General features: G+C 44.3%; 20 protein-coding genes. 9 read left to right on the top strand and 11 right to left on the bottom strand.

The annotated features are described in order from the left end of the window. The first annotated feature begins 19 nt into the window (after positions 1-19). Complete coding sequence (locus tag BSZ04_RS14260; RefSeq protein ID WP_010448603.1) at positions 20-679, top strand: 2OG-Fe dioxygenase family protein; 660 nt, start codon at positions 20-22, stop codon at positions 677-679. Further along, positions 663-1898 (top strand): cysteine desulfurase-like protein, encoded by a 1236-nt coding sequence (locus BSZ04_RS14265; RefSeq protein WP_088880631.1) that lies wholly within the window; start codon positions 663-665, stop codon positions 1896-1898. Before BSZ04_RS14260 ends, BSZ04_RS14265 begins: the two co-directional genes overlap by 17 nt. Positions 1899-1973: 75 nt before the next feature. On the opposite strand, the gene BSZ04_RS14270 is transcribed toward BSZ04_RS14265, so the two are convergent. Beyond that, positions 1974-2798 (bottom strand): DUF2797 domain-containing protein, encoded by an 825-nt coding sequence (locus BSZ04_RS14270; protein WP_088880632.1) that lies wholly within the window; start codon positions 2796-2798, stop codon positions 1974-1976. 272 nt (positions 2799-3070) lie between these two features. Between BSZ04_RS14270 and BSZ04_RS14275 the strand changes: the two genes are divergently transcribed. Next, positions 3071-4396 carry a GGDEF domain-containing protein gene (locus BSZ04_RS14275; RefSeq protein ID WP_088880633.1) on the top strand — a complete coding sequence of 442 codons (1326 nt, stop codon included), beginning with the start codon at positions 3071-3073 and terminating at the stop codon, positions 4394-4396. A 161-nt stretch (positions 4397-4557) separates the two neighbouring features. Here BSZ04_RS14275 and BSZ04_RS14280 read toward each other — a convergent pair whose 3' ends face one another. The 3 genes from BSZ04_RS14280 to BSZ04_RS14290 form a co-directional block, all read right to left on the bottom strand. Beyond that, the gene (locus BSZ04_RS14280; protein ID WP_010448608.1) at positions 4558-5928 is read right to left on the bottom strand and encodes an SLC13 family permease; all 1371 of its coding nucleotides are present in this window, start codon (positions 5926-5928) and stop codon (positions 4558-4560) included. A gap of 181 nt (positions 5929-6109) precedes the next feature. Continuing rightward, complete coding sequence (locus BSZ04_RS14285; protein ID WP_088881606.1) at positions 6110-6871, bottom strand: SanA/YdcF family protein; 762 nt, start codon at positions 6869-6871, stop codon at positions 6110-6112. 165 nt (positions 6872-7036) lie between these two features. Next, positions 7037-8725, bottom strand: a complete 1689-nt coding sequence (locus tag BSZ04_RS14290; RefSeq protein ID WP_088880634.1) for an NAD-dependent malic enzyme — start codon at positions 8723-8725, stop codon at positions 7037-7039. A gap of 217 nt (positions 8726-8942) precedes the next feature. Between BSZ04_RS14290 and BSZ04_RS14295 the strand changes: the two genes are divergently transcribed. The 4 genes from BSZ04_RS14295 (at position 8943) to BSZ04_RS14310 (ending at position 14787) form a co-directional block, all read left to right on the top strand. Then, entirely contained in the window at positions 8943-11297 is a 2355-nt protein-coding gene (locus BSZ04_RS14295) for a helicase-related protein (protein ID WP_088880635.1), read from the top strand. A 135-nt stretch (positions 11298-11432) separates the two neighbouring features. Next, entirely contained in the window at positions 11433-12191 is a 759-nt protein-coding gene (locus tag BSZ04_RS14300; protein ID WP_088880636.1) for a phospholipase A, read from the top strand. A gap of 234 nt (positions 12192-12425) precedes the next feature. After that, positions 12426-12803, top strand: a complete 378-nt coding sequence (locus BSZ04_RS14305) for a hypothetical protein (protein WP_029560994.1) — start codon at positions 12426-12428, stop codon at positions 12801-12803. Positions 12804-13110: 307 nt separating this feature from the next. Then, the gene (locus BSZ04_RS14310; protein ID WP_088880637.1) at positions 13111-14787 is read left to right on the top strand and encodes an alkaline phosphatase D family protein; all 1677 of its coding nucleotides are present in this window, start codon (positions 13111-13113) and stop codon (positions 14785-14787) included. A 92-nt stretch (positions 14788-14879) separates the two neighbouring features. Here the strand turns inward: BSZ04_RS14310 and BSZ04_RS14315 are convergent, their stop codons facing one another. From BSZ04_RS14315 to BSZ04_RS14345, 7 genes are all read right to left on the bottom strand, one after another. Further along, on the bottom strand, positions 14880-15983 hold the full coding sequence (locus BSZ04_RS14315; RefSeq protein ID WP_088880638.1) for a phosphoribosylaminoimidazolesuccinocarboxamide synthase: 1104 nt from the start codon (positions 15981-15983) through the stop codon (positions 14880-14882). A gap of 204 nt (positions 15984-16187) precedes the next feature. Continuing rightward, on the bottom strand, positions 16188-16580 hold the full coding sequence (locus tag BSZ04_RS14320; RefSeq protein WP_088880639.1) for a SulA-like leucine-rich domain-containing protein: 393 nt from the start codon (positions 16578-16580) through the stop codon (positions 16188-16190). Between the two features lie 451 nt (positions 16581-17031). After that, entirely contained in the window at positions 17032-17217 is a 186-nt protein-coding gene (locus tag BSZ04_RS14325) for a hypothetical protein (protein ID WP_010448626.1), read from the bottom strand. A gap of 178 nt (positions 17218-17395) precedes the next feature. Next, positions 17396-18376: a J domain-containing protein gene (locus BSZ04_RS14330; RefSeq protein ID WP_088880640.1), complete on the bottom strand. Its 981-nt coding sequence runs from the start codon at positions 18374-18376 to the stop codon at positions 17396-17398. A 76-nt stretch (positions 18377-18452) separates the two neighbouring features. Continuing rightward, positions 18453-19121, bottom strand: a complete 669-nt coding sequence (locus BSZ04_RS14335) for a YiaD family glycine zipper/OmpA-like lipoprotein (protein ID WP_029560995.1) — start codon at positions 19119-19121, stop codon at positions 18453-18455. 124 nt (positions 19122-19245) lie between these two features. Next, positions 19246-19935 carry a DUF2786 domain-containing protein gene (locus tag BSZ04_RS14340; RefSeq protein WP_010448629.1) on the bottom strand — a complete coding sequence of 230 codons (690 nt, stop codon included), beginning with the start codon at positions 19933-19935 and terminating at the stop codon, positions 19246-19248. A gap of 176 nt (positions 19936-20111) precedes the next feature. Next, positions 20112-20792 carry a DUF3334 family protein gene (locus BSZ04_RS14345; protein ID WP_088880641.1) on the bottom strand — a complete coding sequence of 227 codons (681 nt, stop codon included), beginning with the start codon at positions 20790-20792 and terminating at the stop codon, positions 20112-20114. A 264-nt stretch (positions 20793-21056) separates the two neighbouring features. Here BSZ04_RS14345 and ydiJ point away from each other — a divergent pair, with 264 nt between their 5' ends. Both ydiJ and BSZ04_RS14355 read left to right on the top strand, forming a co-directional pair. Beyond that, complete coding sequence (gene ydiJ, locus BSZ04_RS14350; RefSeq protein ID WP_088880642.1) at positions 21057-24092, top strand: D-2-hydroxyglutarate dehydrogenase YdiJ; 3036 nt, start codon at positions 21057-21059, stop codon at positions 24090-24092. 92 nt (positions 24093-24184) lie between these two features. Next, on the top strand, positions 24185-24646 hold the full coding sequence (locus tag BSZ04_RS14355; RefSeq protein WP_088880643.1) for a methyltransferase family protein: 462 nt from the start codon (positions 24185-24187) through the stop codon (positions 24644-24646). Positions 24647-24915: the final 269 nt, after the last annotated feature.

Here is a 24915-nt window from a genome sequence, read left to right on the forward strand (position 1 = left end):
TGCCTCATTAAAGGAGCCAATGATGTTACATTCACGTGAGAACACCCTACATTTAACTCAGCTCAGCATGGCAGCGATTGAGCAGCTTTCTCCTTCCTTCGAAGGTTTACCTCGTACTGAACACGCTGACGGCCAATATCGTCTTCGCCGTTACTCGGTGGTGGGGTTCGAAAACGGTCAGGTCGTCGATTTAAACAAAAACAGCTTTGTACAATCTTCTGATATCAACCGTTTCCAAGGTGATGTCATTCGTCAGTTTGAGCCGATTGAAAAAGGAATTCTTTCCAGTGAAGGTTTCCGAGAAATGTGTGAGCTGTTTGTTAACGCAAACCACTTACCAAACGGCCAGGAAATCGAAATCCACCAAATTCGAATCACTGCAATCTACGATGAAACTCAAGTTGCACCGGAAGGGGTACACCAAGATGGTTTTGATCACATCGCATTAGTTGGTGTCGGGCGTCACAACATCATGGGTGGTGACATCATGCTTTACAGCAGCCACAACCAAGCGCCTTTCTTCCGTAAAGTGCTGGAGAATGGGGAAGTAGCAATGCTGGCAGACAGCAAACTGTGGCACAACGCCGTACCAATTCGCTCAGTGATTAATGATCAAGAAGGTCACATGGATGTATTTGTACTGACAGCGACGGACAAACGAAATGAACTTCAATCTTAATCAAATTCGAGAGCAGTTTCCGGCATTGGTGCAATATCATAACGACCGTCCAGTAACGTTTTTTGATGGCCCTGGAGGCTCTCAAGTTCCGCAGTCGGTGTTGGATAGTATGGTTAGCTACCTTGGACGATTCAACTCCAACCTTGGTGGTCATTATTTCTCAAGTAGAGAGACAGTTGATGTCATGCAATCGGCTCGCGAATCGGCACAAGCTCTGCTAAACGCACCGTCCTCTGGCAATATCGTGTTTGGTGCGAATATGACCTCGCTGACATTCCAGCTAAGTCGCGCTATTAGTCGAGATTGGAAAGAGGGCGATGAGATTATTGTTTCAGCCCTAGACCATTACTCTAACGTGTCGAGTTGGCAACAAGCAGCAGAAGATAAAGGCGTGGTGGTTCATCAAGTCAGAATTAATGAAGAAGATTGCACGCTGGATCTTGCGCATCTTCAGAGCTTGTTGAATGAGAAAACGCGTTTAGTGGCGGTGACTTACGCATCGAACACCACCGGCTCGATCGTCGATATGCACCAAGTGGTCAAAATGGCACACAGTATCGGCGCTCAAGTTTATGTGGATGCTGTGCATTACGCGCCGCACCATCTAGTCGATGTACAAGCATTAGGGTGTGATTTCTTGGCATGTTCTGCGTACAAGTTTTTTGGACCACATGTAGGAATTGCGTACGTAGCAGACCAGTGGTTACACAGTGTTAAGCCCTACAAAGTTGAACCTGCAACCAACATTGGACCGGGACGCTTCGAAACCGGAACACAGAGTTTTGAAGGCTTGGCAGGCGTCACGGCTGCGGTTGAATACTTAGCCCAGTTTGGTGATGAAGATGCATCACTTCGTCAACGCTTAGAGCAAAGTTATGCGTTATACAGCCAACATGAGCAGCAATTGAGTGAGCATTTCTTGCAGCGTTTAGGGGCGCTGGACGGCGTGAACCTGTTTGGTATTAACAACGAAAGCAACCAACTGAGAACGCCAACTTTTGCGCTGACTTTTGATAAATACTCTCCAGAGTTCATCGCTAAGACATTAGGTGAGCACAATATCTGCGTGTGGAATGGGCACTTCTATGCACTAGGACTCGTTCGCCAGTTAGGCTTAGAAGAGTCGGGTGGTGTGGTGCGAATTGGTTGTATGCACTACAACACAACCGCAGAGATCGATATGTTGTTTGATGTGTTAGAGAGCATACTCGACGCGTAATCATCGACGATTCCACAAATCAAAAGCTCGAGCACTTGGCTCGAGCTTTTTTGTTTTTATAGAGTGAAGGTGGGCTTATTCGCTCACTTCAACCTCATAAGAGGTGAACTTACGCACGTTGATCACGCCAGTATCAAAGATCAGGTATTGGCCTTTAATGCCTTGCAGCGTACCCGTAACAACTGGGTTTTTATCGAAGTTGTGCGAAGTAATTTTGGTAGGATGCTGCTGAACAGGGTAGCTTAGAGAAGTGATGCTTTCGCTTAACACTTCAATCGCGTCATCGCCATACTGCTGTTTAATTTCAGCGATTTTGTCTTCCACTAATGGCAAAAGTTCTGCGAAGCGATCTTGCAGTTCAATTGGGTCGCCATCGCCTTTCAGCAACGTTCGCCAGTTTGTCTTATCGGCAATGTGCTTCGCTAGCTCGATTTCAATCAAGCCAGAGATATGGCGAGTTTTCACTTTGAAGATAGGCAGACCTTGTGTCGCGCCTTGATCGATCCAACGGGTTGGAATTTGCGTGTGGCGCGTGATGCCCACTTTTAAACTCGAAGTATTCGATAGGTAAACGAAGTGGTCCACCATGCAGTTCTCTTCACCCCATTGTGGCTCACGGCAGGTGCCTTGTTCGTAGTGGCAAGTTTCTGGCTTCATGATGCACATGTCGCAGCTCGCCAATTTTTTCATACAAACAAAACAGTGGCCCTGCGAATAGCTTTTCTTAGTTTTCTTACCGCAAGAACAACAGTAAATATTGCCAGTATGAGTCAGGGTTAGTGTTTGACCGAGAAATGGGCTTAGGTCCACTTCTTCATCACCCACAGGGAGACGGTAGCTCACGGCACCATCAAGGGAAGCACGCATTTTGTTTAGCGTACCTGTAGCAATTATTGACATGACATTACTCATTATTGTGTTTTTGCACAGTATACCAGAATGGCTTGCTCACTGCTTGTAGCACATGCTTGTGAAGTGTTTCGCAAACTAGTATTTAATTAAGTCCTAATGTTTTATGGAATAAACATCACAAGTTAGGATTGTTATTGTTTCATCGTTGAGAACGTTATTCTTTAGGTGTTTTAGTGGCTTGATAAATATCTTTATTTGAAGTTCAAAAAAAGATTCAGTACATTGCACTATATAATCATCAATTACCCATGGCTTAAAATATGAAGTGGATACATAAACTCATTTTTGCGTTGTCTATATGCACAATCACCCTAGTCGCGCTTTATAGCCTTTTGGGCGATACTCGCAAATTGGTTGTGACTCCAGAGAAATATAAGTTCCATGCTACGAATGATTCCGCTGAGGGTGGGGCTAGTCAGTCGAGTATTAAGTGGGATGAAGGTGACTTGCAGCTAAACTGTGATTTAAAGGAAAGTAGCTATGCTTGGCCTTACTGTGGGATCTCTATATACACAGACGTTAAAGAAGCTACCAAAGGTATTGATCTGTCAAACTACCACACGGTTCGTATCAAGCTTCGTTATGCAGAGTCAGGTCAGGGAACAAAGAAAATAAGGTTGTACCTGAGAAACTTTAATGAAGTCTACTCAAGCCCACAAGATGAATACACAATCAAATACAACGGTATGCAGTTTGACTCCACCGGTCATACTCAAAACATCGAGATTCCAATCCAAAATCTTCAAGTGATGACTTGGTGGTTAGCCGATAATAAAGTACCTATTGAGCATTCTGGGCCGGAGTTTTCAAATATCACGCGAATTGATTTAGCTACGGGGGCGGGTGCTGGACTAGGCCATCACAAAATTATCATCGAGAAAATTGAGTTTGAAGGTGCATATCTAGCCCAAGAAACGCTGTTGTTCACACTACTATTTTCATGGATGGCATTGGGATTAGCGTTCTCTTTAAACGAATTGAGAAAAAGCAAGCAGGCTTTTGATAATGCGCAAAAGCGACACCGTCATTTAGAGAAAACAAACAGCACATTACGCGCACAAAACTACGAGTTTGCGGAGTTGGCACACCGAGATGCGTTGACTGGTGCAATGAACAGACACGCTGTTCGAAACTGGATGGAGCAAAAAGCCCGTCAAGTGAGATGGGGGACTGAGTCGTTCTCTATCTTGTACTTAGATTTAGACCATTTTAAAGCCGTTAACGATAAGTATGGGCACCAAATGGGCGATGATGTTTTACGAGAGTTCGTCATGGTCATTGCCAGCTCAATCCCAGAGGAATATCGCCTCGTTCGCTGGGGAGGTGAAGAGTTTGTGGTTTTCTGCCCAGATTGTTCTGTTCATCAGGCCCAAGAAAGAGCAGAAAAACTTAGAAAGAATGTAGAAAATCACCTTTGGATACATGGCGAAAAGTTAACTTGTAGTATTGGTGTTGCTGAGATGCAAAAGGAGCGAATGACTGAAGCGATGGCGAGGGCTGATGAAGCGCTTTATCAAGCGAAGCATAAGGGCCGCAATCGCGTTGAGGTTAACTTCGGGCTAGTTTCACTGAAGGTGGTGAAGTAAACACTAGATATAAAAAAAGGTGGTCGTACGACCACCAAAAGGGAAACTGCTGAACATGACTAGGGGGTAGTAGTTAGGTACTCACATTGATTACCGAGAACAGCAGCTGTAGTGCTAAATTTTCTAAAGAGAGCCGCGTATGAATGCGGCTCTCTTTGCTTTTACCAGAACAACCAAGCGAATAAAGTAAGAGCGGCAATACAAGCGATGTTGAGCACCATACCGATTCGCATCATCTCTTGCTGCTTGATGTGACCAGTACCAAAAACAATGGCATTTGGTGGCGTCGCTACTGGAAGCATGAAGGCACAAGAAGCAGCAACAGCGATTAGGGCTGATAGAATCACTGGCGATAGACCAAGTGCTTCTGCAATGGTGGCGAAAACGGGTACTAATAGTGCGGCGCTTGCTGTATTACTTGCAAACTCAGTCAAAAATACTACGAAAGCGACGACAGACAGAATCGTAATCAGAATACCTGCTTGCTCTAGGAAACCAGCTAGACCGTTAGCTAAGAATACGCTTGTACCCGTCGCTTTAAGCACGTTACTTAGACAGATACCGCCGCCGAATAAAATCAGTACGCCCCAATCGGTGGTTTTTTCAATGTCTTTCCACTCTACCGCGCGAGAAGCTCCAAGCAAAAGAATCGCGCCAATCGCCACCAAAGTATCGAACTTCGCGAAGCCACCAAGCATTGCGTTAATTGGCTTGCTGAAAATCCAGAATGTAACTGTTAAGAGGAAAATCGCTAGGGTGATCTTCTTACCGTTTGTCCACTCAACAGGTTTGTGGTCAAGCTCGAACTCGTGACTCAAATCCGGCTTCGTCATGGTGTAAAGAATCAAAATTGCAATTGGCATCAGAATGAGTGAAATCGGCAAACCTAACTCCATCCATTCGGTAAAGCTCAGGCCAACTTCCGCAGCCGCGATGGCATTTGGTGGACTACCTACCAAAGTTGCTATACCACCAATAGAAGCACTGTATGCAATGCCTAGGAGTACAAATAGGTAGGTACTGTGGTTCTTTTTCGCATCCAATTTACTCATCACGCCTAAAACCAGCGGTAACATCATTGCGGTAGTCGCTGTGTTAGAAATCCACATTGACAGACCCGCGCTAACGCCGAAAAGCATGAATACTGCGACAGACATTTTTCCGCGCGCAATGAGCAGTACCTTATCGGCAATTGCTTGATCGAGCTTTTGCTTATGCAGAGCGGCTGCTAAAGCAAAACCACCTAAAAATAAAAAGATGATTGAGTTAGAAAAGTTGTTTAGCGCGGTTTGGGTATTAAACACGCCAAGGAACACGGCGAGTAGAGGGACAAGCAACGCTGTGATACTAACGTGGATGGCTTCGGTTAACCAAAGTATCGCGACAAATACTAAGATACTCAAACCCGTTACTACTTTGGGGTCGAAAGGAAGGGTAGTGAGTAAGACTAAAAACAACACGATATTAGCGGTTAAAATCATACTGTTTCGGGTGAAGAACCAGTTCTTCAATGTCACGGCGAGTGCGGTCATATTTGAGCTCCTTGTTCTGCGCCTTATTAATTATTATTTATGGCAAAGTAACTGACTTGTTTTTATTTATTGATTAAATGTTACTTCGCTTGAGGCGTTAAAGTTGGAGAGTTTGGGGGAACTGTTACGGAAATGTGAGGTGAGGATTTAGAAATGGGTAGTAATCTACCCATAAGACATTTTACAACTGGTCTGAAGTGTTTGGTGTTTGGGGCTCTTCTGCCAAATTGGGCGTGTTCTCTAGCTCTTGTTGCTCATCGTGAGGGACGATAGGCTCTTGTGGGCCAAGAAATTTTGGTTGAGTGTTCATCACGTAAAGATCGAGAAATGCTTTAACTCGTGCGAGTAACTCCCTCATGCGCATAGAGGACTTCTGTTTTTGAGTATCCGGCCCTGCTACCGCTAGGCACTGTGCATCAATATTGTAGGCGTTTGCGATAAAGAGGGCGCGTTCACAATGAAATCTTTGAGTTACGATGAGAAAACGCTCAGAGGCAAAGATCTTTTTAGCTCGGACAATAGAGTCTAGAGTACGAAAGCCTGCATAGTCGAGATGAATTGATTCCTCAGGTACACCTGCCTTCAGCAAATCACGCTTCATCGTCCAAGGTTCATTATAAGAGCGATGCGCGTTGTCGCCGCTTAATAAAAACTGTTGCACTTTACCTTGATTGTAAAGGTCTATGGCAGCGTTGATACGATGGATATAGTAAGTATTCAGTATTCTCCCAATATACTTACTTGTGCCAAGGACGACGGCAACTTCATGGGAAGGTACTTGTTCATAAGACGTAAAAATACGATCCTCAGATTGTGTTGCAACCCAGCGATCAATGGCAAAAATTACCGTGATGAAGCTAACTAAAATGATCGACAAAATCAAAGCTATTCGCTTCCATGAAAGCAACAACAAGCACTTTGACTTTATCTGAGATAAAAACAAACCAGAGATATCCTTGAGTAATAAGATGTTTCTCATCATATCCGATAGTCAGGAAATTAGAGAAGTCCATTTATGCCAAAATCTGGTTAGAATGGTAAAAAAAAGCATAAAAAACAAAAGCCCCCGTACTGCGGGGGCTATTTATTGTGCATACTGTCTCAAAAACTAGAAGGCTGTGCGCTTATAGCGACGGTATACAGGCTGCCAGAATGCTTGTTCAATAGCATCATTTAGCGCTTCATCTGTGATTTCTAGCGCAACACCTTGCTCAATTGCTTTCTTCGCAACAGCGAATGCTATCTTCTTCGATACCAAGTGAATTTCTTCCAATGGTGGAAGTAGTGCGCCATTACCGTTGATAGCCAATGGTGAACATGTTGCCAACGCACGGCTTGATTCCATCAGCATTTCATCAGTTACGCGCTTCGCATTTACCGCAAGTACACCTAGCCCAATACCTGGGAAGATGTAGCTGTTGTTACATTGTGCGATAGGGTAAGTGCGGCCTTCATGAACCACCGGCTCAAATGGACTACCTGTTGCAACCAATGCTTCGCCGTTTGTCCAACGAATGATGTCGTTGGGTGTAGCTTCGACACGGCTTGTTGGGTTCGATAGTGGGAATACGATAGGGCGCGCACAGTGCTTGTGCATCTCTTTGATCACTTCCTCACTGAATAGGCCTGGAGCCCCGGAAACACCGACAAGAACGGTTGGTTTGGCATTATGCATTACATCTAGAAGCGAGAAACCAGTTCCTTCATTTTCCCACTTCTTAGTGTTGTCGAATTTCTGAACAAGACGCTGTTGGAAATCGAGAAGGTTAGGCATGCCTTCTTGCAATAGACCCCAGCGGTCAACCATGTACACTTGTGAACGTGCTTTCTCATCAGAAACCCCTTCTGACACCATTTGTGCGATGATCGCTTCTGCGATACCACAACCTGCTGAGCCAGCACCTAAGAAAGTAATACGTTGATCAGACAGCTTAGTGCCTGCCGCTTTACATGCCGCTAGCAGAGAACCTACCGTTACCGCAGCAGTGCCTTGGATGTCATCGTTGAAACAACAAATGCGATCTTTGTAGCGCTCTAGAAGCGGCATCGCGTTTTTCTGTGCAAAGTCTTCGAATTGGATCAGAGCATCTGGCCAACGACGTTGCACTGCTTGGATGAACTCTTCCACAAATGCATCGTAATCAGGGCCCGTGATACGTGGATGACGCCAACCCATGTACATAGGGTCTGCAAGGCGTTGTGGGTTGTTCGTGCCCACATCCAATACGATTGGCAGTGTGTAAGCAGGGCTGATGCCACCACATGCGGTGTACAGAGCAAGCTTCCCGATAGGAATCCCCATGCCGCCGATACCTTGGTCACCCAAGCCCAAGATACGTTCGCCATCGGTTACCACGATAACTTTAACGTTGTGGTTTGCTGCATTGTTTAGCAGGTCATCGATACAGTCGCGGTTTGGGTACGAGATAAATAGGCCACGACCACGACGGTAAATATTAGAGAAGTTCTCACACGCGGCACCAACGGTCGGCGTATAGATGATAGGCATCATCTCAGAAATGTGATTTTGAACTAGGCGGTAGAACAGTGTTTCGTTGGTGTCTTGGATATTACGCAGGTAAATGTGCTTATCCATGTCACTTTCAAAGTTTTTGTATTGTTGGTATGCACGCTCTACCTGCTCTTGGATGGTTTCTGTTGTTTCTGGTAGAAGACCTTCCAAGTTGAATGAACTACGTTCTTCTGCAGAGAACGCACTGCCCTTGTTCAAAAGAGGGGTCGCTAAAAGAGCCGGACCCGCATATGGGATATAGAGTGGGCGCTTGTCGTTGTTCATTAGGTGCCTTAAATGTAGGGTTGAAGGATGCGTGTAAAATTCTAACGGGTTCGCCATTTAGTTGTAAACATTCGTTGATGTACATCAACGTAATGTCGCAAAAAAATCTGCTTCTAGACGAAAATATCGTCACTGAATCGAGCATAGTGAATCTTAGAGCAGGGATTTCTGACTCTGGTATACTCCCTCGCTATCTAATATCACGTTCTAATCTATTATGTCTCAATTACCTATCGATAGCTTACAAGCTGAATTTGACCGACTGGTGAATCAACATCACTTGGTGGTAGAAGCCGAAACAGGTTCAGGTAAATCCACACGCTTGCCGCTTTGGGCTGCCAATCACGGTCGAGTATTGGTGATTGAGCCACGTCGAATTGCTTGTACATCTTTAGCTGAGTTTCTAGCTGAGCAATCCGGTCAACCGTTAGGTAAGCAGATTGGTTACGCGATTAAGCTTCATGCTCACTACGATGAAAACACCAATGTTGTGTTCGTGACACCCGGAGTTGCACTGCGCTGGTTCGCGGAAAATAAACTGGCTAGCTTCGATATCGTGATGGTGGACGAATTTCATGAACGCCGCTGGGACATTGATCTCCTTACGGCGATTTTAAAGCAAGAAAAACAGCACCGTTTGATTGTCACATCTGCAACCTTAGAGGGCGAAAAGCTGGCGAATTATCTGGATGCAAAGCGCTTACGTTCTGAAGGACGATGTTTTCCTGTCACCGTGACTTATCGCTCGGTGGATAGTCGTTATTTGCCGAACAAAAAAGGTTGTGAGAACGATGTCGTTCGAACAGTGAAAGAAGCGCTAGAAGACGAAGAGGGTGATCTTCTTGTTTTCTTACCGGGTCGTAAAGAGATCACTCAATGTTCACAGATGCTGCAAAATCTCGATGATGTGCTGGTGGTAAAGTTACATGCTTCAGTCAGTGATGAAGAGCGCCACCGTGCACTGACAGTGCAAAAGCAACGCAAAGTCGTATTGGTTACTAACGTCGCGGAAACCTCTCTGACTATTCCAAATATTCGCGTCGTGATCGACAGTGGTTTGGAGCGCAGAACCGTACAACGAAATGGACGTACAGCACTGACGTTAACCAACATTTCTAAAGCCAGTGCAGCGCAGCGAATGGGGCGTGCAGGTCGTGTTGCTGAAGGGGCGTGCATTCGTTTGTTTGGTGAACATGCGCCGTTAGAATTAGTTACGCCGCCTGAATTGCATCGTGAAGAACTTGTAGAGCCAATGCTCGCAGCGGCTTGTTGTGGTTATAGACTTTCTGAACTTTCATTCCTTGATTCTGTGCCTGAAAAGTCACTCAACTCAGCACTCCAAATCCTGCAAGGGATGGAAGCGATCGACGAGCAAGGTGATATCACCGAGCATGGTAAAAGAGTTTACCCTCTACCAATTGATGCCTTATTTGCGGATTTAGTGACTCGTATCCAAACCAAATCAGAAAAAGAAGCGATGATCGACTTAGCAGCAGCGCTTTCTGTGCCGGCTCAATTGTATCAATTGCAAGGCGGGGAATCGGCCGAAGCATTAGCAATAGAAGAGCCATTTGGCTGTGATGCCTCGATGATGATTCGCTTGGTGCGTGGGGAGCAACTGCCCGGCGTTAACATTGATCTGAACGTGCTTGAAGAAGCGCAAGGTTTAGCAAAGCAGATGCGAGAAGTATTTGAATTGCCAGAGCTTGAAGTCGCATCTCGATACAAGCGTGATGAGTTAACCAAAGCTATCGCCAAGTTACATCCTGAGCTTGTATTCGTGCGCCGAGAACGACGTCGTGATGCATTGGGTAATGGTTTGATGGAAATGATGGTCGGCCGTAACAGCCGTTTTCCTGATAGTAGCGAAGCAGCATTAGTGCTAGATAGCCATAGCGTTCCCGGAAGAGGTGTAAAGCAGACACTGAACCTTGCCTCTGTGATGCTACCTATTTCACTTAAGTTGCTGCGTGAATTAGAACTTGGTGAGTGGCAACAAGGTGAAACCAACTATGAGGAAGAAGCTCCGCGCGCCACCATGCACTTGATCTATGCAGGACGAACCATTTGCACTGAATACCAAGTGCTTCAAGGTGGTGTCGCTGTTCAATCCATCGTGGAGATGATTGAAGACGAAACACTACTGCCGGGTTTCGCCCCGTTAAGAAAACAACAAATACAACATTGGAAGATTTATAACAAGCTTGGGTTACATCAAGAGCCTATCGATAAAGCCACGCTTGATGATTTGTCTTTTTCAACTTGGCTCGTGGAACAGTTAGAAACGCTTGGCGTGGAAAGCATGGAAGACATTGAACTGTTTGAAGCGGACGACATCCCATTTGAAGGCATACCAGATTGGGAATATCAGGACTTTGCAGAGCAGTTTCCGCTTAAATTGCTGTTGGCTGAGTTAAAACTCGACGTAGAGTACTTTGTGTCTCGTAAGTTGGTTCATGTTATTTACACAGATGGCAATCGAAAGGGCGATCCTAAACGCTGGGAGTTACCTCGTTGGTCAGGTTGGAAAGTGCAGTACAAAAAAGCCAGTCGTGTCATCGATGTGAAGTAGCCTTCAACGAGATAGCGAGATTTTTGTACTGGAACGGTATTTGCTACAGATACCGTTCTTTTTATTTATGGCTCAAGTATATGAGCTTAATAGGAATACAATTGCCGCTCTGTGGGCGGCGAGTATAGGAGAGTAATGAAATTTAAAATCCTTCCGCTTCTTTTGTTTCCAATGTTTGTGCAGAGCAAAAGCCTCACTAACATTGCAACATACGAAGACAACTATGTATTAGGTACGTACACGACAGATATTAATAGAGATGTTTTGAGAGGAAAGGCTGAGGACGTCGATCAACTTCAGCAATTTGAAGTAAAGTTCCAACTCTCCGCATCAGTGCCAGTGTATCGCTTTAACTCGGGTACTGCTGTGCTAGCTTCCTATACCCAAAAATCTTTGTGGCAGTTGGCGAACAACGATATTTCTTCACCTTTTAGAGAAACCAACTACAGGCCTCAAGTCTTTTTGGCACATCAGTCGAACATGTTGCTCTTTAACCATTTAGAGACAGGGTACATGCATGAGTCAAATGGTCAGTCGACGGCCTTATCGCGCAGTTGGGATCGTCTTTACTTATCTTTGGAACGCGTGTCCGGACTGATCGAGTATGGCGTTCAAGGTTGGTGGGTATTTAAGTCTGAACATGATGATATGGAAGACTTTTATGCACCATATAAACTTTGGAGCAAATTCTATACTGGACCTGGCGTAATCGATGCTCGGGGTTTTTATAACTTCTCATCGGATAAAGGTGGGGTTGAACTGGGTTATACGCACTCGATTAACGATATTTTAGGTATCTATCTACAGGGTTATCACGGGTATGGTGAAACCTTGATCGATTACAACCACTCTCAGACTCGGCTTGGGCTTGGTATTAAACTTATGAATTTATAAATGTTTTCCATCTGATTGACTAATGAAGTCGGCTTTTCTTTACTCATTAAAATATTAATCAATTGAATGCTTATATATGGCGAAGCTGTACATCGATTGTTACAAGTCTGGTTCTTATATTTCCTTTTGAATGTAAATTAGGGCATAAAAGACTATTGTCTTATATCCTATTGCTATATCAAAACAGTTGAACGATATTTGGTATATCTAATAAAAAGCGTGTCGAGGCCTATGATGGAACAACAAGGAAAGAGAAGCATTGAATTCGACTACACTAGCTTTCTAGGCGCATCTGGTAGTAAAAAGTGGACCTTTCTAGAAGCGTTTTCCACCATTGCTCCTATTTTTGGCATAATGTGGAAACAGAACATCGCGGAATTAACGCAGCCCGAAGATCGTCTTTGGGAAGCTGCATTGAAATCGATGTCTTCACGTCAGAGTGATGAGTCCAATTTGGTTACTTTAGTGAGGTTAGCGCAAGGTGAAGGTATACATGAGCTGCGCGTGGTTATGCCTTATGCTTTGGAGGCTCAGCAAATTGAGTACATTGAGCAAAGAAGTAAACTCAAAATAGAGAGTAGTGAACCGGATGTTTTGACTGTCAAACTTTAGCCTTTCTTTTTCTTCACTTTAAACATCTAATAACAAGCGACTGATCCGACAGTCGCTTTTTTGTCTCCAAAAGCAACATTTCCCTATTTGTTATTAATGCAGAATTGATAATAAGTGTGATGAATATAGAGTATTTACACTTAATTTAACATTTTTGTAACGTTTTGACATGCAATTGTCATAACGTGCTTCTAAGTTTGTGTTTCACAAACAATGTTTAGACGCTATTTGTGATTGATAACTTATTCGCATTAGGCCGAACAATCGCTCTTAGCGAAAGGAATAAAAAATAACAGGGGAAGTTAATATGTCTTTGTCACGTAGAGATTTTATCAAAGCCATGTCTTCGACAGCAGTTGCAACTGGTCTAGTTGGATGTAATAGCGATGATGATACGTTAGTCGCGAGTGCAGCTTTTGAGCATGGGGTTGCGAGCGGGGATCCAACACAAAGCCAAGTCATTATTTGGACGCGAGTCTCAACCGAGGCAGCAAACGTCGACGTAGAGTGGCAAGTTGCTTCTGATATGAATTTTTCAGATGTCGTTCAGCAAGGCGTGTTTTCAACTGATACCAGTCGAGACTTTACCGTAAAAGTTGATGTGATGAACCTCAACGCCAACACCAAATACTATTATCGCTTCCTGGTTGGAGACGCTTCAAGTGTTATTGGAGAGACGCACACTCTACCGGAGGGCGCTATTGATGAAATATCAATGGCCGTCGTATCGTGTGCGAATTATCCAGCGGGTTATTTCAATGTTTATCGTGAAATCATTAACCAACATAAAAGCAAATTTATCGATGTGGTTTTACATTTGGGGGACTATATCTATGAATATGGTTCAGGTGAATACGCGACTGAGAATGCTACTGCTCTTGGTAGAGAGCCAAGCAAAGGGACAGAATGTGTCACATTAGAAGACTATCGAGCTCGTTACGCACAGTATCGACAAGATTCTGATTTGCAGGAACTGCATGCGACTTTACCAATGATTGCCGTTTGGGATGATCACGAACTCGCGAACGATGCTTGGAAAGAAGGCGCCGAAAACCATCAAGATTCAGAGGGGAGTTTTTATGATCGTCGAGCGGCAGCAGCAGCTGCTTGGGTAGAGTGGCTACCAGTACGTGAAAACCCAATATCAAACATGTTGATATATAGGCAGTTCGCGTTTGGTGACCTTGTTAACCTGATGATGCTTGATACTCGCTTGGTAGGACGTGATAAGCCTTTAGACTACTTTTCCATGTCACCCCCTTCAATGGAGGGTATTGCTCAACTTGTGGCTGAGTCGAGAGCAAGCGACAGAGAGCTTCTTGGGATGGACCAGTTAGGGTGGTTAGTTGAGCAGTTTACAACTAACAACTCAAAGTGGAACGTGTTAGGCCAGCAAGTACTAATGTCGAAGATGGAAATTCCAAGCAGCGTCATGCTAGCGATGTTTCAACTCTTTACCGCCACAGATGAGCAGAAATCGGCAGCGTTATTGGCCGTTAACTCCGCGATGACAGCGTATCTTGCTGACCCAAGCTCAGACCCAGTGACATTACCGTATAACCTTGATGCGTGGGATGGTTACTATGTTGAACGAGAAAAGCTGTACCAGTTAGCACAATCCGTTTCTGGCAATTTCGTTTGTCTAGCAGGGGATACCCATAACGCATGGACAAGCGAGCTGGCAGATATGTCGGGTAATCCCATCGGTGTGGAGTTTGCAACAAGCTCTGTCAGTTCTCCCGGTTTAGAAGCTTATTTAGGGTTGGATCCGGTTGCGATTGCTCAAATGGAGTTTACGCTTCCTCACTTATCTAAAGAGCTTCAATGGACAGATATCAAACAGCGTGGTTTTATGCGAGTAACCTTCACTCCGGACAAAGCAGAATCAACGTGGTACATGGTCTCGACTATTACAGATAAAGAGTATCGAGTTACGACTAAGTCAGCTTCTACTACTGATGGTGTAACGTTAGATATTAACTAGACAGCTAACGTTGATTTTAGTTTGAACAAAAAAGTCCGCATTTTGCGGACTTTTTGTTTGGTGCATTTTAAACGTTCATTTTAGAGATGAAGTTAGTCGATCAAACCGTACTCTTTGCTTAAGATCTCAATGATCTCCGCTTTGGGATTGTCACTTAACGTGATTGGCTGACCAGTGATTTTTTCTGCGATACCGATGTAAGTTCGTGAAATGTCCATCAAAGAGTCAACAGGCAGGTCGTTATCACGAGCGAGCGCTTCGCGCTCTGGCATTCGTTCTTTGTTAAGCAGAATATCAGGGTCAGGGAAGTGGTTTAGCAAGAACTGACGGAAACCTTCTTTCGAGTTTTCTACGATATTGCCCGCTTGGTATTCTTTCGTATCCCAAATGCGTGAAGAGTCTGGCGTGCCTACTTCATCCATGTAAATCAGCTTTTCTTTACCTGCTGCATCGTGCACGTAACCAAATTCAAACTTAGTATCAACGAACGTTTGGTCGATGGTGTTAAGGGCATCACTGATTACATTAAAGCCCTCTTTTAGTAGCTTCTCGTATTGTGCAATGTCTTCTGCACTAGAGAAGTTAAAGGCTTCGAAGTTATCTACGATGTTTTGGCGAGTGATGTTCACGTCATCCGCTTCAGGTACGCCGGGAATGCCTCTCAAGATACCTTTGGTTGAAGGTGTCATTAGTAATTCAGGTAGCGCTTTATCTTTCTCAAGGCCTTCAGGAAGCTGAATACCACAGAACTCGCGCTCGCCATTTGAATAAGCGCGCCACATAGAACCAGTAATGTATTTACGACAGATCGCTTCAATCTTCACTGGCTTCGCTTTTTGCACAATCCAAACGAATGGGTGAGGGATGTCTAAGATATGGCTATCAGCAAGACCGTTGTCTTTAAACAATTTGAACCAGTGGTTAGAAATCGCGTTTAGTGCCGCCCCTTTTCCTGGAACGCCTTTTAGCCCACCTTCGCCGTGCCAGATACAATCGAATGCGGAGATACGGTCACTGATCACCATGATTGCCAGTGGGGCATCAGGAGCAACATCGTATCCTTTTTCTTTGATCAGTCGTGCGCTGTCTTCTTCAGTTAACCAGTATACAGAGCGAACTTTTCCGCTGTGTACAGGCTTGCGGGTGCGAATTGGCAGGTCGTCATTGACGGCAAGTACTTGATTAGCAAGGCTCATTGCGACATTCCTATCATCTTAATCAAACGTCATAAAGAGAAGATATCCAGCGAACAATGTGCGCTGAATAAATCGAATGAGGGCATCATACCAGAACTATTTTAACTCGCCAGAGAAAAAGCAAACGTTTGCCTTAATTTGTTGAAGTACAAAAAAAGCCTCCTTAAAAGGAGGCGAGATGCAGGATGGATAACGTCGATCTTGTTAGTGGTACTTGTTCACTCTGCCTTCGACGAAAAAGACTTCACACTGATAACGTTGGGCAATATCGTGAAGCATTGATTGATTCATTAATGCAATCTTGTTCGATGCGACAACAGCGCTAGCATTACCAGATTGAATAGCTTTAATAACGATTTCCACTTCAGAAAGCTGTTGAGATGGCTTCATTTGAATGATGTTTTGACAGCGAATGTTAGAAGCAGCAAGTTGCTCAAAATCAGGGCGAGGACACTCAGCAGTAAACAGAATCCACTGTTGCTGTTGAGACAATACAGCCAACTTAGAAAGAAGTTGGTCAGACACATCCATAGGTTGTGTTGCTTGTGCCAATACGTTGTAGCGAGAGTATGTATGAGATTGACTTTGTAACTGCATCTTACTGTTCCTTTATACATGCTGTATGTGTATACAGTAGTTTGTTTTTGGTGACAGATCAACCGATTTTTAAAAGTTTAAGTTAATATTTTCCTATGGTTATTTATGTTTGTTTTTGTAACTTATTGAAGTTTAGAGGAATTATTTTTGGTTTTGCTTGTTTTTATGAAAGGGGATAAATGTGAGATAAGTAGTGTTCTTTTTCTATCTACAGGTCATTACAACTGTATATACAGTACTTTTTTTCGTCTATACAGTGCTTTGGATAAAGGAGGGAGCGCTTTGAAGTGCGCTTATCCACTCAAAGGTACAACCTTAGAAAGTGATTTGATTTAGTATTGTCGCAAACTAGAGTGCGTCGTTGTTTGATACAGTTGCTATCATGTTTAGAGATCAAAAAAGCGCCTCTAAAAAGGCGCCTTTGAAAATCAGTTCCATTGATTTGTTCTGATTAGCTCGCTTGGTGTGCCATGCGTTCACGCATTTGCATTTCGCCTTGGTTAAACAGGCGAACGTCGATTTTCGCGATGTCGAAGCAAGATTTGCAAGAGCGATGGTACTTCCCATCAAGGTAATCATGACGAGTTACAAAGCTAGGTTTTTTACACCAGTCACAGGTGCCTTCTTCAGTGAACATTGATTTTCTCCCCACCTAAATTAGTTTTGAGTCGCTAGGTGTTATTTTTCGCCCCGTATTATGGCATACAAACGAACGTTAAGTTAAATGTCTGTTAATTTGTTTGAGAGGGAGATCGATTGCGAGCCTTTGTTTTCTAGGATGAAAAGCTCGCAAGGAAAGGGAGTATTGCTTCAGTTTACTCTTTTGTAACATTTTGTGAGATAATTTTAAACGCTTGATTTAAACGCTTCATCTCATCTTCACTTCCCCTAGAATCAGGGTGATAGAGTTTCGATAATTGTCTGTAGCGCAATTTCACTGCTTTACTGTCGGGAATACGCTGTGGTGTGTAGCCAAATGTGGCACATGCTATTGCGAGTTTTTGATTGTCAGACTGCCCCTTAATTTTCTTAAACTCTTTGAACACCTTTTCGAGTTGGCGTTTAAGTTGTTTATTAGCAAACTGCAGTTCTTTCACCTGAGTCTCTAATTGCAGAGATTGCGATGCTTCATGCGCGATATTGGCTTCAACTTTTTTGTTGTGTCTTCGGTAACCAAAAGCAAAGCCGCCAATCAATACACTCAATCCGAGCGCACCTGAGGCATACCATATATTCGTGGTCTCTGCTTTCTGTTCCTGTTCAAATGCAGCTATATCTTGTGCTTCTTCGTGTGTGGCAGTTTTATCTAGCTCTACAATCTCGGAAACCTGTTTCGCCCTTAGTTGGTTGAAGCGCTCTTCTAAAAACTGATTATAAGCTTCTTCGGCTTGAGGGTTTTTTAGTGCCGCTAATTGGTACCAAGCCTCAAGTAGATCTTCGGTGGTGATGCGATTTTGATGGTGCTGAACAAAGTCTGCAAGGAGGAAGCCTCTATCGGTTGGGTCGTTTAAGGCTACTGAAGTAAACCAATAAGTTGCTTGTGCGAAGTCAACGTTTCCTGTTAATCCTCTGGCGTAGTCTTCAGCTAATTGTTTCTGGGCTGGAATATAGCTTTGTCTTGCCGCTTGCTCTAGCCAATAACGCACGTCAGAAGGAGAGTCTGGGTTGGGTTTTAACGCCAGTTGTTGCGCTAGATCGAATTGAGCTTCAGGCTGCGTAGGACTTTGAGATGCGAATGCAGTGCTTGTAAGGCAGGCACTTAAAGTTAAGGTAAGGGCGATGGTTCTGAAAGACATTGGGTATGTCAGGTCTAGCGGAGTTCGCTAGACCTGCTCCGGTAATCGTTATTATTACCGATATGGTGCAACCAAATTACTTCAGTGGCAAGATCTGGATTTCAACACGGCGGTTGCAAGCACGACCTTCAGAAGTTTGGTTTGAGCATAATGGGCTACGTTCACCATAGCCACGAGCAATTGCACGACCTGGTGCGACGTTTTGCGATACTAGGAATTGACGAACTGATTCTGCACGACGCTCAGATAGCGTTTGGTTGTATGATTCACTACCAGTGCTGTCTGTGTAACCGTCGATTACTAGGCTTGTGTCAGGGTATTCTACAAGAATGCGCGCTACACCACGCAGTGTATTGTGGATACCTGCATCTAGTTGGTATGAGCTAGATGAGAAACCGATGCCATTTTCCATACGAAGTAGCAGCTGGTTCTCACCAACACGCTCTACTTGTACACCCGAGTTAAGTAGTGCACGACGCAGTTCTGCTTCTTGTTGATCAAAGTAGTAACCTACACCAGCACCTGTTGCACCACCTGCAGCTGCACCAATTAGAGCATGCTTACGACGTTCTTTTGCGTTGTCACCTGTTGCTAGACCGATCGCAGCTCCAGCAATAGCGCCAATTAGAGCACCTTGAGTTGTTGAGTTTGTTTCGTACTCGCCTGTAGTAGCATTTTGACGTTGAGTAGCTTGACAGCCAGTAAGAGCAAGCACTAGTGCAAGTGCAATAGACATCTTTTTCAAAGGAATATCTCCATATAAAACAGAGGCGATAAAGTGAGCCTCACATTAGGAATCGAATTATACGTAGGGTGTTATTGATATTTGTTATGTAAAAGTCAGACTGATAATGAACTCAGCCAAAAAGTTATTTGCTATCAAGCATTTTTCTAGCTTGTGCGCCACCAACCCCGCGGTTAACAGATACTTTGCGTCCTTTCTTTAGCCCGACTTCATAATCTGCGGTGAGATTTTTCATCGCTTCTTTTAGCTGTTTCTTGAACGTCTCACGGTCAATGTTTTTGAACTCTTTATCTATGTAGTTATTGATTTTGTTTGCCGACTCTTCATCAGGTGAAATGGTCGGTAGTTTTTCTAACGCACCTTCCACCCAACCAGAGACAAATGAGTTAACTCGACGAGTCACTTCCATGGATGATGTGCCTGAACCAGCAAAACTATTGCGGAACTGTCCGGTGCTTTCGTTCATTTCGCGATAGATAATGTCGAAGGCAAATGCAGCAAAGATCGCTCGATCAGCTTCACCGATAAACTCTACTCGTTTTAGACCTTTATGGTTCAACAGAACTGCTTCAACACCAAACTTGGTATTAATGCCTCGAATCACGCGCAGTATAGTCGAGCTGATGTTAGCAGGTAACAGGTGGGAAGATTGTGTCTTACCCATCTTGATAAACTCAATGTCATCTTTATCTAGACCATATTTGAGCATGAGGCGGTGCGCCATTTTGATAGCGTTTGCAGCCTCGTTTACATTGGCGGAGTTACCTAGTTCTAGACACTTAGCGATTTTCTTAAGAGCTTTTTGCTTATCCATTGACGACCAATAACAAAAACACAAAATTTGAGAAGTCGGATATATTACCTTTTTTGGCGTAAAAACGAAACCAAGGACTTTATGTCCAAAGGTTTAAGCTTGCTAAGCTATGTGCACCACAAAAGAAAAGCACCCATAGAAGGGTGCTTTGAAAAAGAGGGGGGGCTGACATTAAATTAAATGCCAAGCTCGTCAAGTAGGTCATCTGCCGCGCTATTCGCTGTTGTTTCAGGCTTTGACTTTTCTTCCATACTCTTACGGGTTGCTTCCAAGATATCATCTGGCGTTTCATCTTCAGCAACTTCAAACTCTTCTAGCTGGATAAACTCGGTTTTATCCATTGCTAGTTCCAAATAGAAGATGTTGTTATTTGCCGTAGAGAATGTCACGCGACGCGCTTGTGGGCGGTCAAGGTTAGTATCAACTTGCAGAATCACTTGCTTGTTCAGAGCCAGCATCTTAGGTTGGTTTTGCGTGATGTTTGTTTGTAGCTCTTTGCGGATTTTATTCGTGAAGTCACCCACTAGTTGGTTCATCAGCTCACCAAGGACATCACCGACTTCATCAGACGTATGCGAGATTGCAAGTTCTTCTTCCGGCATGCCCATATTACGCATGTAGTCCGTATAAATCTCTAGCGCCGCCTTTGCGGTAAAGTTAATGACAACTAAGCCAGTAAAACCACCGTCAAAAAGGACAAAGCAGCCAAAATCTGGCTTAAGGCTGGTTTTGTTGATCTTTTGCACCATTGCTGAATAGTGAACTTGAGAAGATGTTGCTGAAGTTAAGACGCCAGAAACCGACTGACAAAGTTTTAAAAGGATATCCTCAGTAGTGACTACTTTATTTTTTTTCATTCTAAATGCTCAATATAATGGTCTTAAAAGCGAGTTTTGCATCAATGTAGGTGTGAATAGCTAAAAAAGAAAGCATAAGTTCAATTGTTGCAATGAGAATCTGATTTGATCACTTTTTTAAATGTTGTAAAGTGACGAAATTCAAAGAATATTACTTAACCTATCAACTTCTTCAATTATCGCAATAATTGATTGGAGAGTCGGCCAAGTAAACAAAAACAATACCTATCACTGATCGGAATAGTGTCGTAGGGGCAGGAAGCAATGTTACCAAGATTACACTCTCAAACGGATGTCGATCCTCTTGTATTATCTTTCCTAAAAGAGTTGGAAAATGCAGGATTCACTGGCGACATCGAAAGCCAATATTCAAGCCGCCTAGCAGTAGCGACTGACAACAGTGTTTATCAACAGCTACCTCAAGCGGTAGTCCATCCAAAAAACACACATGACGTCTCTCTCATTGGTAAGCTGGGCAATAAAGAAGAATACGAGCGAATTACCTTCTCGCCGCGTGGCGGAGGGACGGGAACCAACGGTCAGTCGTTGACGAAAGGCATTGTGGTTGATTTATCTCGCCACATGAACAAAGTCTTAGAAATCAACGAAGATGAAGGTTGGGTTCGTGTCCAAACTGGTGTGGTTAAGGACCAACTTAATGACGCTGTTCGCCCTTACGGTTTCTTCTTCTCTCCTGATCTATCGACGAGTAACCGAGCGACTATCGGTGGGATGATCAATACCGATGCGTCTGGTCAGGGGTCTCTGAAATACGGTAAGACATCTGATCACGTGCTATCACTTCAAGCGGTTTTTGCTGACGGCTCGTTGTTAGAGTCGGATCTTTCAAATGGTTTGCCAAGTGAAGGTGAGTTTGCGCACACCGCAATGCGTGTGACCGAGACGGTGTGCCGTGAAAAACGTCCGCAAATCAATGACAAGTTTCCACCTTTAAACCGATTCTTAACGGGTTATGACCTCAAGAATGCGTTTGATGAGGGGGAAGATAGTTTCGATATCACACGTGTGCTGTGTGGTGCAGAAGGTTCACTGGCCTTTATTACTGAAGCCAAGCTTAACCTAACCCGTATTCCTAAGGCGCGCACCTTGGTGAACGTTAAATACAACAGTTTTGATTCTGCATTGCGTAACGCCCCATTTATGGTTGAAGCGAACGCTTTGTCGGTAGAAACCATTGATTCAAAAGTACTTAACCTAGCGAAACAAGACATCGTTTGGCACACAGTGAGCGACTTAATCACCGACGTGCCAGATAAAGAGATGCTTGGCATCAACATGGTGGAATATGCAGGCCAGGATGAAGAAGAAGTTGCTTCTCAAGTCGCCTTCCTGACTGCCAAGCTAGATAGCATGTTGGAGACAGAAGAAGCCGGTATTATCGGTTATCAAGTATGTAGCGACGTCGCGAGTATCGGCCGTATCTACAATATGCGTAAAAAAGCGGTAGGTCTGCTAGGTGCAGCCAAAGGGCGTGCGAAGCCAGTAGCCTTCGCAGAAGATACTTGTGTACCACCGGAAAACCTAGCGGATTTTATTGTTGAGTTCCGTGAGTTACTAGACGCGAAATCACTCAACTACGGTATGTTTGGGCACGTAGATGCAGGTGTACTTCACGTTCGCCCAGCGTTGGATCTGTGCGACCCTCACCAAGAAGCATTGATGCATGAAATCTCAGATGAGGTGGTTAAGCTGGTGGCGAAATACGGCGGCTTAATGTGGGGTGAGCACGGGAAAGGTTTCCGCTCTGAATATGGGCCTGAGTTTTTTGGTGAAGAACTCTTTACTGAGTTACGCCGAGTAAAAGCAGCTTTCGACCCGCACAATAAAATGAATCCGGGTAAGATCTGTACGCCACTAAATAGCGATGCAGAGCTGGTAAAAGTCTCCGACACCAAACGCGGCTACTTCGACCGCCAGATTGACGTTCAAGTCCGTGACAGCTTCAAACAGGCGATGGAGTGTAACGGTAACGGATTGTGCTTTAACTACGACACCAGTTCACCAATGTGTCCTTCAATGAAGGTGACAGCAGACCGTCGCCACTCGCCAAAAGGGCGCGCAGGATTAGTTCGTGAATGGTTACGCCAGCTAACAGAGCAGGGTATCGATATTCTCGATCTGGAGCAGCAAACGCTAGAAAACAAGACATCCATCAAAACCATGATTGATCGTGTCCGTAATTCGATAAATCGCCGTCATGAGTATGATTTCTCTCACGAAGTTTACGAGGCGATGAATGGCTGCTTGGCATGTAAAGCATGCGCGAGCCAGTGCCCTATCAAAGTTGATGTGCCTAGCTTCCGCTCTCGCTTTCTCAATATTTATCACTCACGTTACCAACGTCCAGCAAAAGACTATTTGGTGTCGAACATCGAGTCTATGCTGCCATTAATGGCAAAAGCACCAAGTGTGGTTAATGGTGTGCTTAAGCAGTCTTGGGTTCAGAGCTTAACGGCTTCGACCGTAGGGTATGTTGATGCGCCGCTGCTTTCTGTTCCGACCTTGAAGGAGCGAGTTGAGACGTTAACCACTGCTTATGATCTTCAAGCATTAAGTGGTCTATCAAGCGAAGATAAGCAAAAGCATGTGCTGATTGTTCAAGACCCATTTACCAGCTACTACGACGCTGAAGTCGTGGAAGACTTTGTGAAGCTAGTTAAAAAACTGGGTATGAATCCAGTTCTACTTCCATTCAAACCGAATGGCAAAGCGCAGCATATTAAAGGTTTCTTACGTCAGTTTAAAAATACTGCGCAAGACACTGCGAAGTTCCTTGAAATGGTCGCGGATTTAGATATCCCAATGGTAGGGGTCGATCCTGCGTTAGTGCTTTGTTACCGCGATGAATACGCTGAAGTATTAGGCAGCAAGCGAGGCGAGTTTGATGTTCTTACTGCCCATGAATGGCTTCACCCAAGGCTAGGTGAGTTCGAGGTCCTAGAATCTAATGAGCAAGCGCCTTGGTATTTGTTCGCGCATTGTACAGAGAAAACCAAAATGCCAAACGCTGAGAAAGAGTGGGGGGCTATCTTCGCTCACTTTGGCGCGGTCTTGAATACCGTACCAGTAGGTTGCTGTGGTATGGCGGGTACTTTCGGTCATGAGGTGGATAAGCTATCAATGTCTCGTGATATTTATGATCTGAGTTGGAAGCCAAACTTGGATAAACTCGATAATGAGCGTTGTTTAATTACCGGATACTCCTGCCGAAGCCAAGTCAAACGCTTTGAAGGGGTAAAACCTAAGCACCCGGTTCAAGCTTTGCTAACCTTGATATAATACTTTACGAAAGCCCAGTTTAACTGGGCTTTTTGTCAGTAGTGAAGCGTTACCAATGATGACTATGATTTATTCTCATAAGGATATGAAGATTGAAAAAGCTTGAGCTTAAAGTACCACCCGTTGCTCTTTTTTTGCTGATGGTACTACTGATGTACTGGTTAAAGGGTACGTTGCCAGAGATGAAGATTACGGTGCCTTTTGTTGAGTTTGTTAGCGGAGGGCTAATCGCGCTTGCAGTTGCGGTCGGTATTGCTGGGGTTTACGAGTTTCGTAAAGCCAAGACGACGGTAAACCCCGTTAAGCCAGAAACCGCATCGATGGTGGTTGATACCGGCATTTTTGCATATACGCGTAATCCAATGTACGTCGCTCTACTGTTAGTGATCATTGCGGTTGGCTTATGGTGGCAGCATCTAAGTGTCATTTTGTGTAGCGTATTGTTTGTTGCATATATGAATCGCTTTCAAATCAAACCAGAAGAGCGCGCATTAGAAAGACTGTTTGGTGAAGATTATTTGGATTACAAGAATCAAGTGCGTCGCTGGATCTAAGCCAACACCAAAGGTGTTCTAAATGCTCTACGTTATCGAGCCAACCATTTAATGGTTGGCTTTTTATTGTTTTCCCCACCGCAGCAATACCGCTGAACTGTCCACTTCGATGCACCACGCTAGTGCTGCCTCAACCGATATAACTTAAGACAGTAATACGAATTACCAATCTTTGCTCATTTTGTGCTTGTCCCTATTGTGATGTTTTTTGTCCGAATGTTTGTAACGAGACAGGGCGTCTCATCCTAGTATGGACAGCGAAAACACAA

It is taken from the genome of Vibrio rotiferianus (assembly GCF_002214395.1).
Taxonomy (GTDB): Bacteria; Pseudomonadota; Gammaproteobacteria; order Enterobacterales; family Vibrionaceae; genus Vibrio; species Vibrio rotiferianus.

Excerpts from the sequence above, each read along its gene's own strand:
- BSZ04_RS14325 (WP_010448626.1), bottom strand. The coding sequence starts at position 17,217 with ATGTTCACTGAAGAAGGCACCTGTGACTGGTGTAAAAAACCTAGCTTT.
- ydiJ (WP_088880642.1), top strand. The coding sequence starts at position 21,057 with ATGTTACCAAGATTACACTCTCAAACGGATGTCGATCCTCTTGTATTA.
- BSZ04_RS14290 (WP_088880634.1), bottom strand. The coding sequence starts at position 8,725 with ATGAACAACGACAAGCGCCCACTCTATATCCCATATGCGGGTCCGGCT.
- BSZ04_RS14300 (WP_088880636.1), top strand. The coding sequence starts at position 11,433 with ATGAAATTTAAAATCCTTCCGCTTCTTTTGTTTCCAATGTTTGTGCAG.
- BSZ04_RS14265 (WP_088880631.1), top strand. The coding sequence starts at position 663 with ATGAACTTCAATCTTAATCAAATTCGAGAGCAGTTTCCGGCATTGGTG.
- BSZ04_RS14280 (WP_010448608.1), bottom strand. The coding sequence starts at position 5,928 with ATGACCGCACTCGCCGTGACATTGAAGAACTGGTTCTTCACCCGAAAC.
- BSZ04_RS14260 (WP_010448603.1), top strand. The coding sequence starts at position 20 with ATGATGTTACATTCACGTGAGAACACCCTACATTTAACTCAGCTCAGC.
- BSZ04_RS14320 (WP_088880639.1), bottom strand. The coding sequence starts at position 16,580 with ATGCAGTTACAAAGTCAATCTCATACATACTCTCGCTACAACGTATTG.
- BSZ04_RS14305 (WP_029560994.1), top strand. The coding sequence starts at position 12,426 with ATGGAACAACAAGGAAAGAGAAGCATTGAATTCGACTACACTAGCTTT.
- BSZ04_RS14340 (WP_010448629.1), bottom strand. The coding sequence starts at position 19,935 with ATGGATAAGCAAAAAGCTCTTAAGAAAATCGCTAAGTGTCTAGAACTA.
- BSZ04_RS14330 (WP_088880640.1), bottom strand. The coding sequence starts at position 18,376 with ATGTCTTTCAGAACCATCGCCCTTACCTTAACTTTAAGTGCCTGCCTT.
- BSZ04_RS14315 (WP_088880638.1), bottom strand. The coding sequence starts at position 15,983 with ATGAGCCTTGCTAATCAAGTACTTGCCGTCAATGACGACCTGCCAATT.
- BSZ04_RS14345 (WP_088880641.1), bottom strand. The coding sequence starts at position 20,792 with ATGAAAAAAAATAAAGTAGTCACTACTGAGGATATCCTTTTAAAACTT.
- BSZ04_RS14275 (WP_088880633.1), top strand. The coding sequence starts at position 3,071 with ATGAAGTGGATACATAAACTCATTTTTGCGTTGTCTATATGCACAATC.
- BSZ04_RS14270 (WP_088880632.1), bottom strand. The coding sequence starts at position 2,798 with ATGTCAATAATTGCTACAGGTACGCTAAACAAAATGCGTGCTTCCCTT.
- BSZ04_RS14295 (WP_088880635.1), top strand. The coding sequence starts at position 8,943 with ATGTCTCAATTACCTATCGATAGCTTACAAGCTGAATTTGACCGACTG.
- BSZ04_RS14310 (WP_088880637.1), top strand. The coding sequence starts at position 13,111 with ATGTCTTTGTCACGTAGAGATTTTATCAAAGCCATGTCTTCGACAGCA.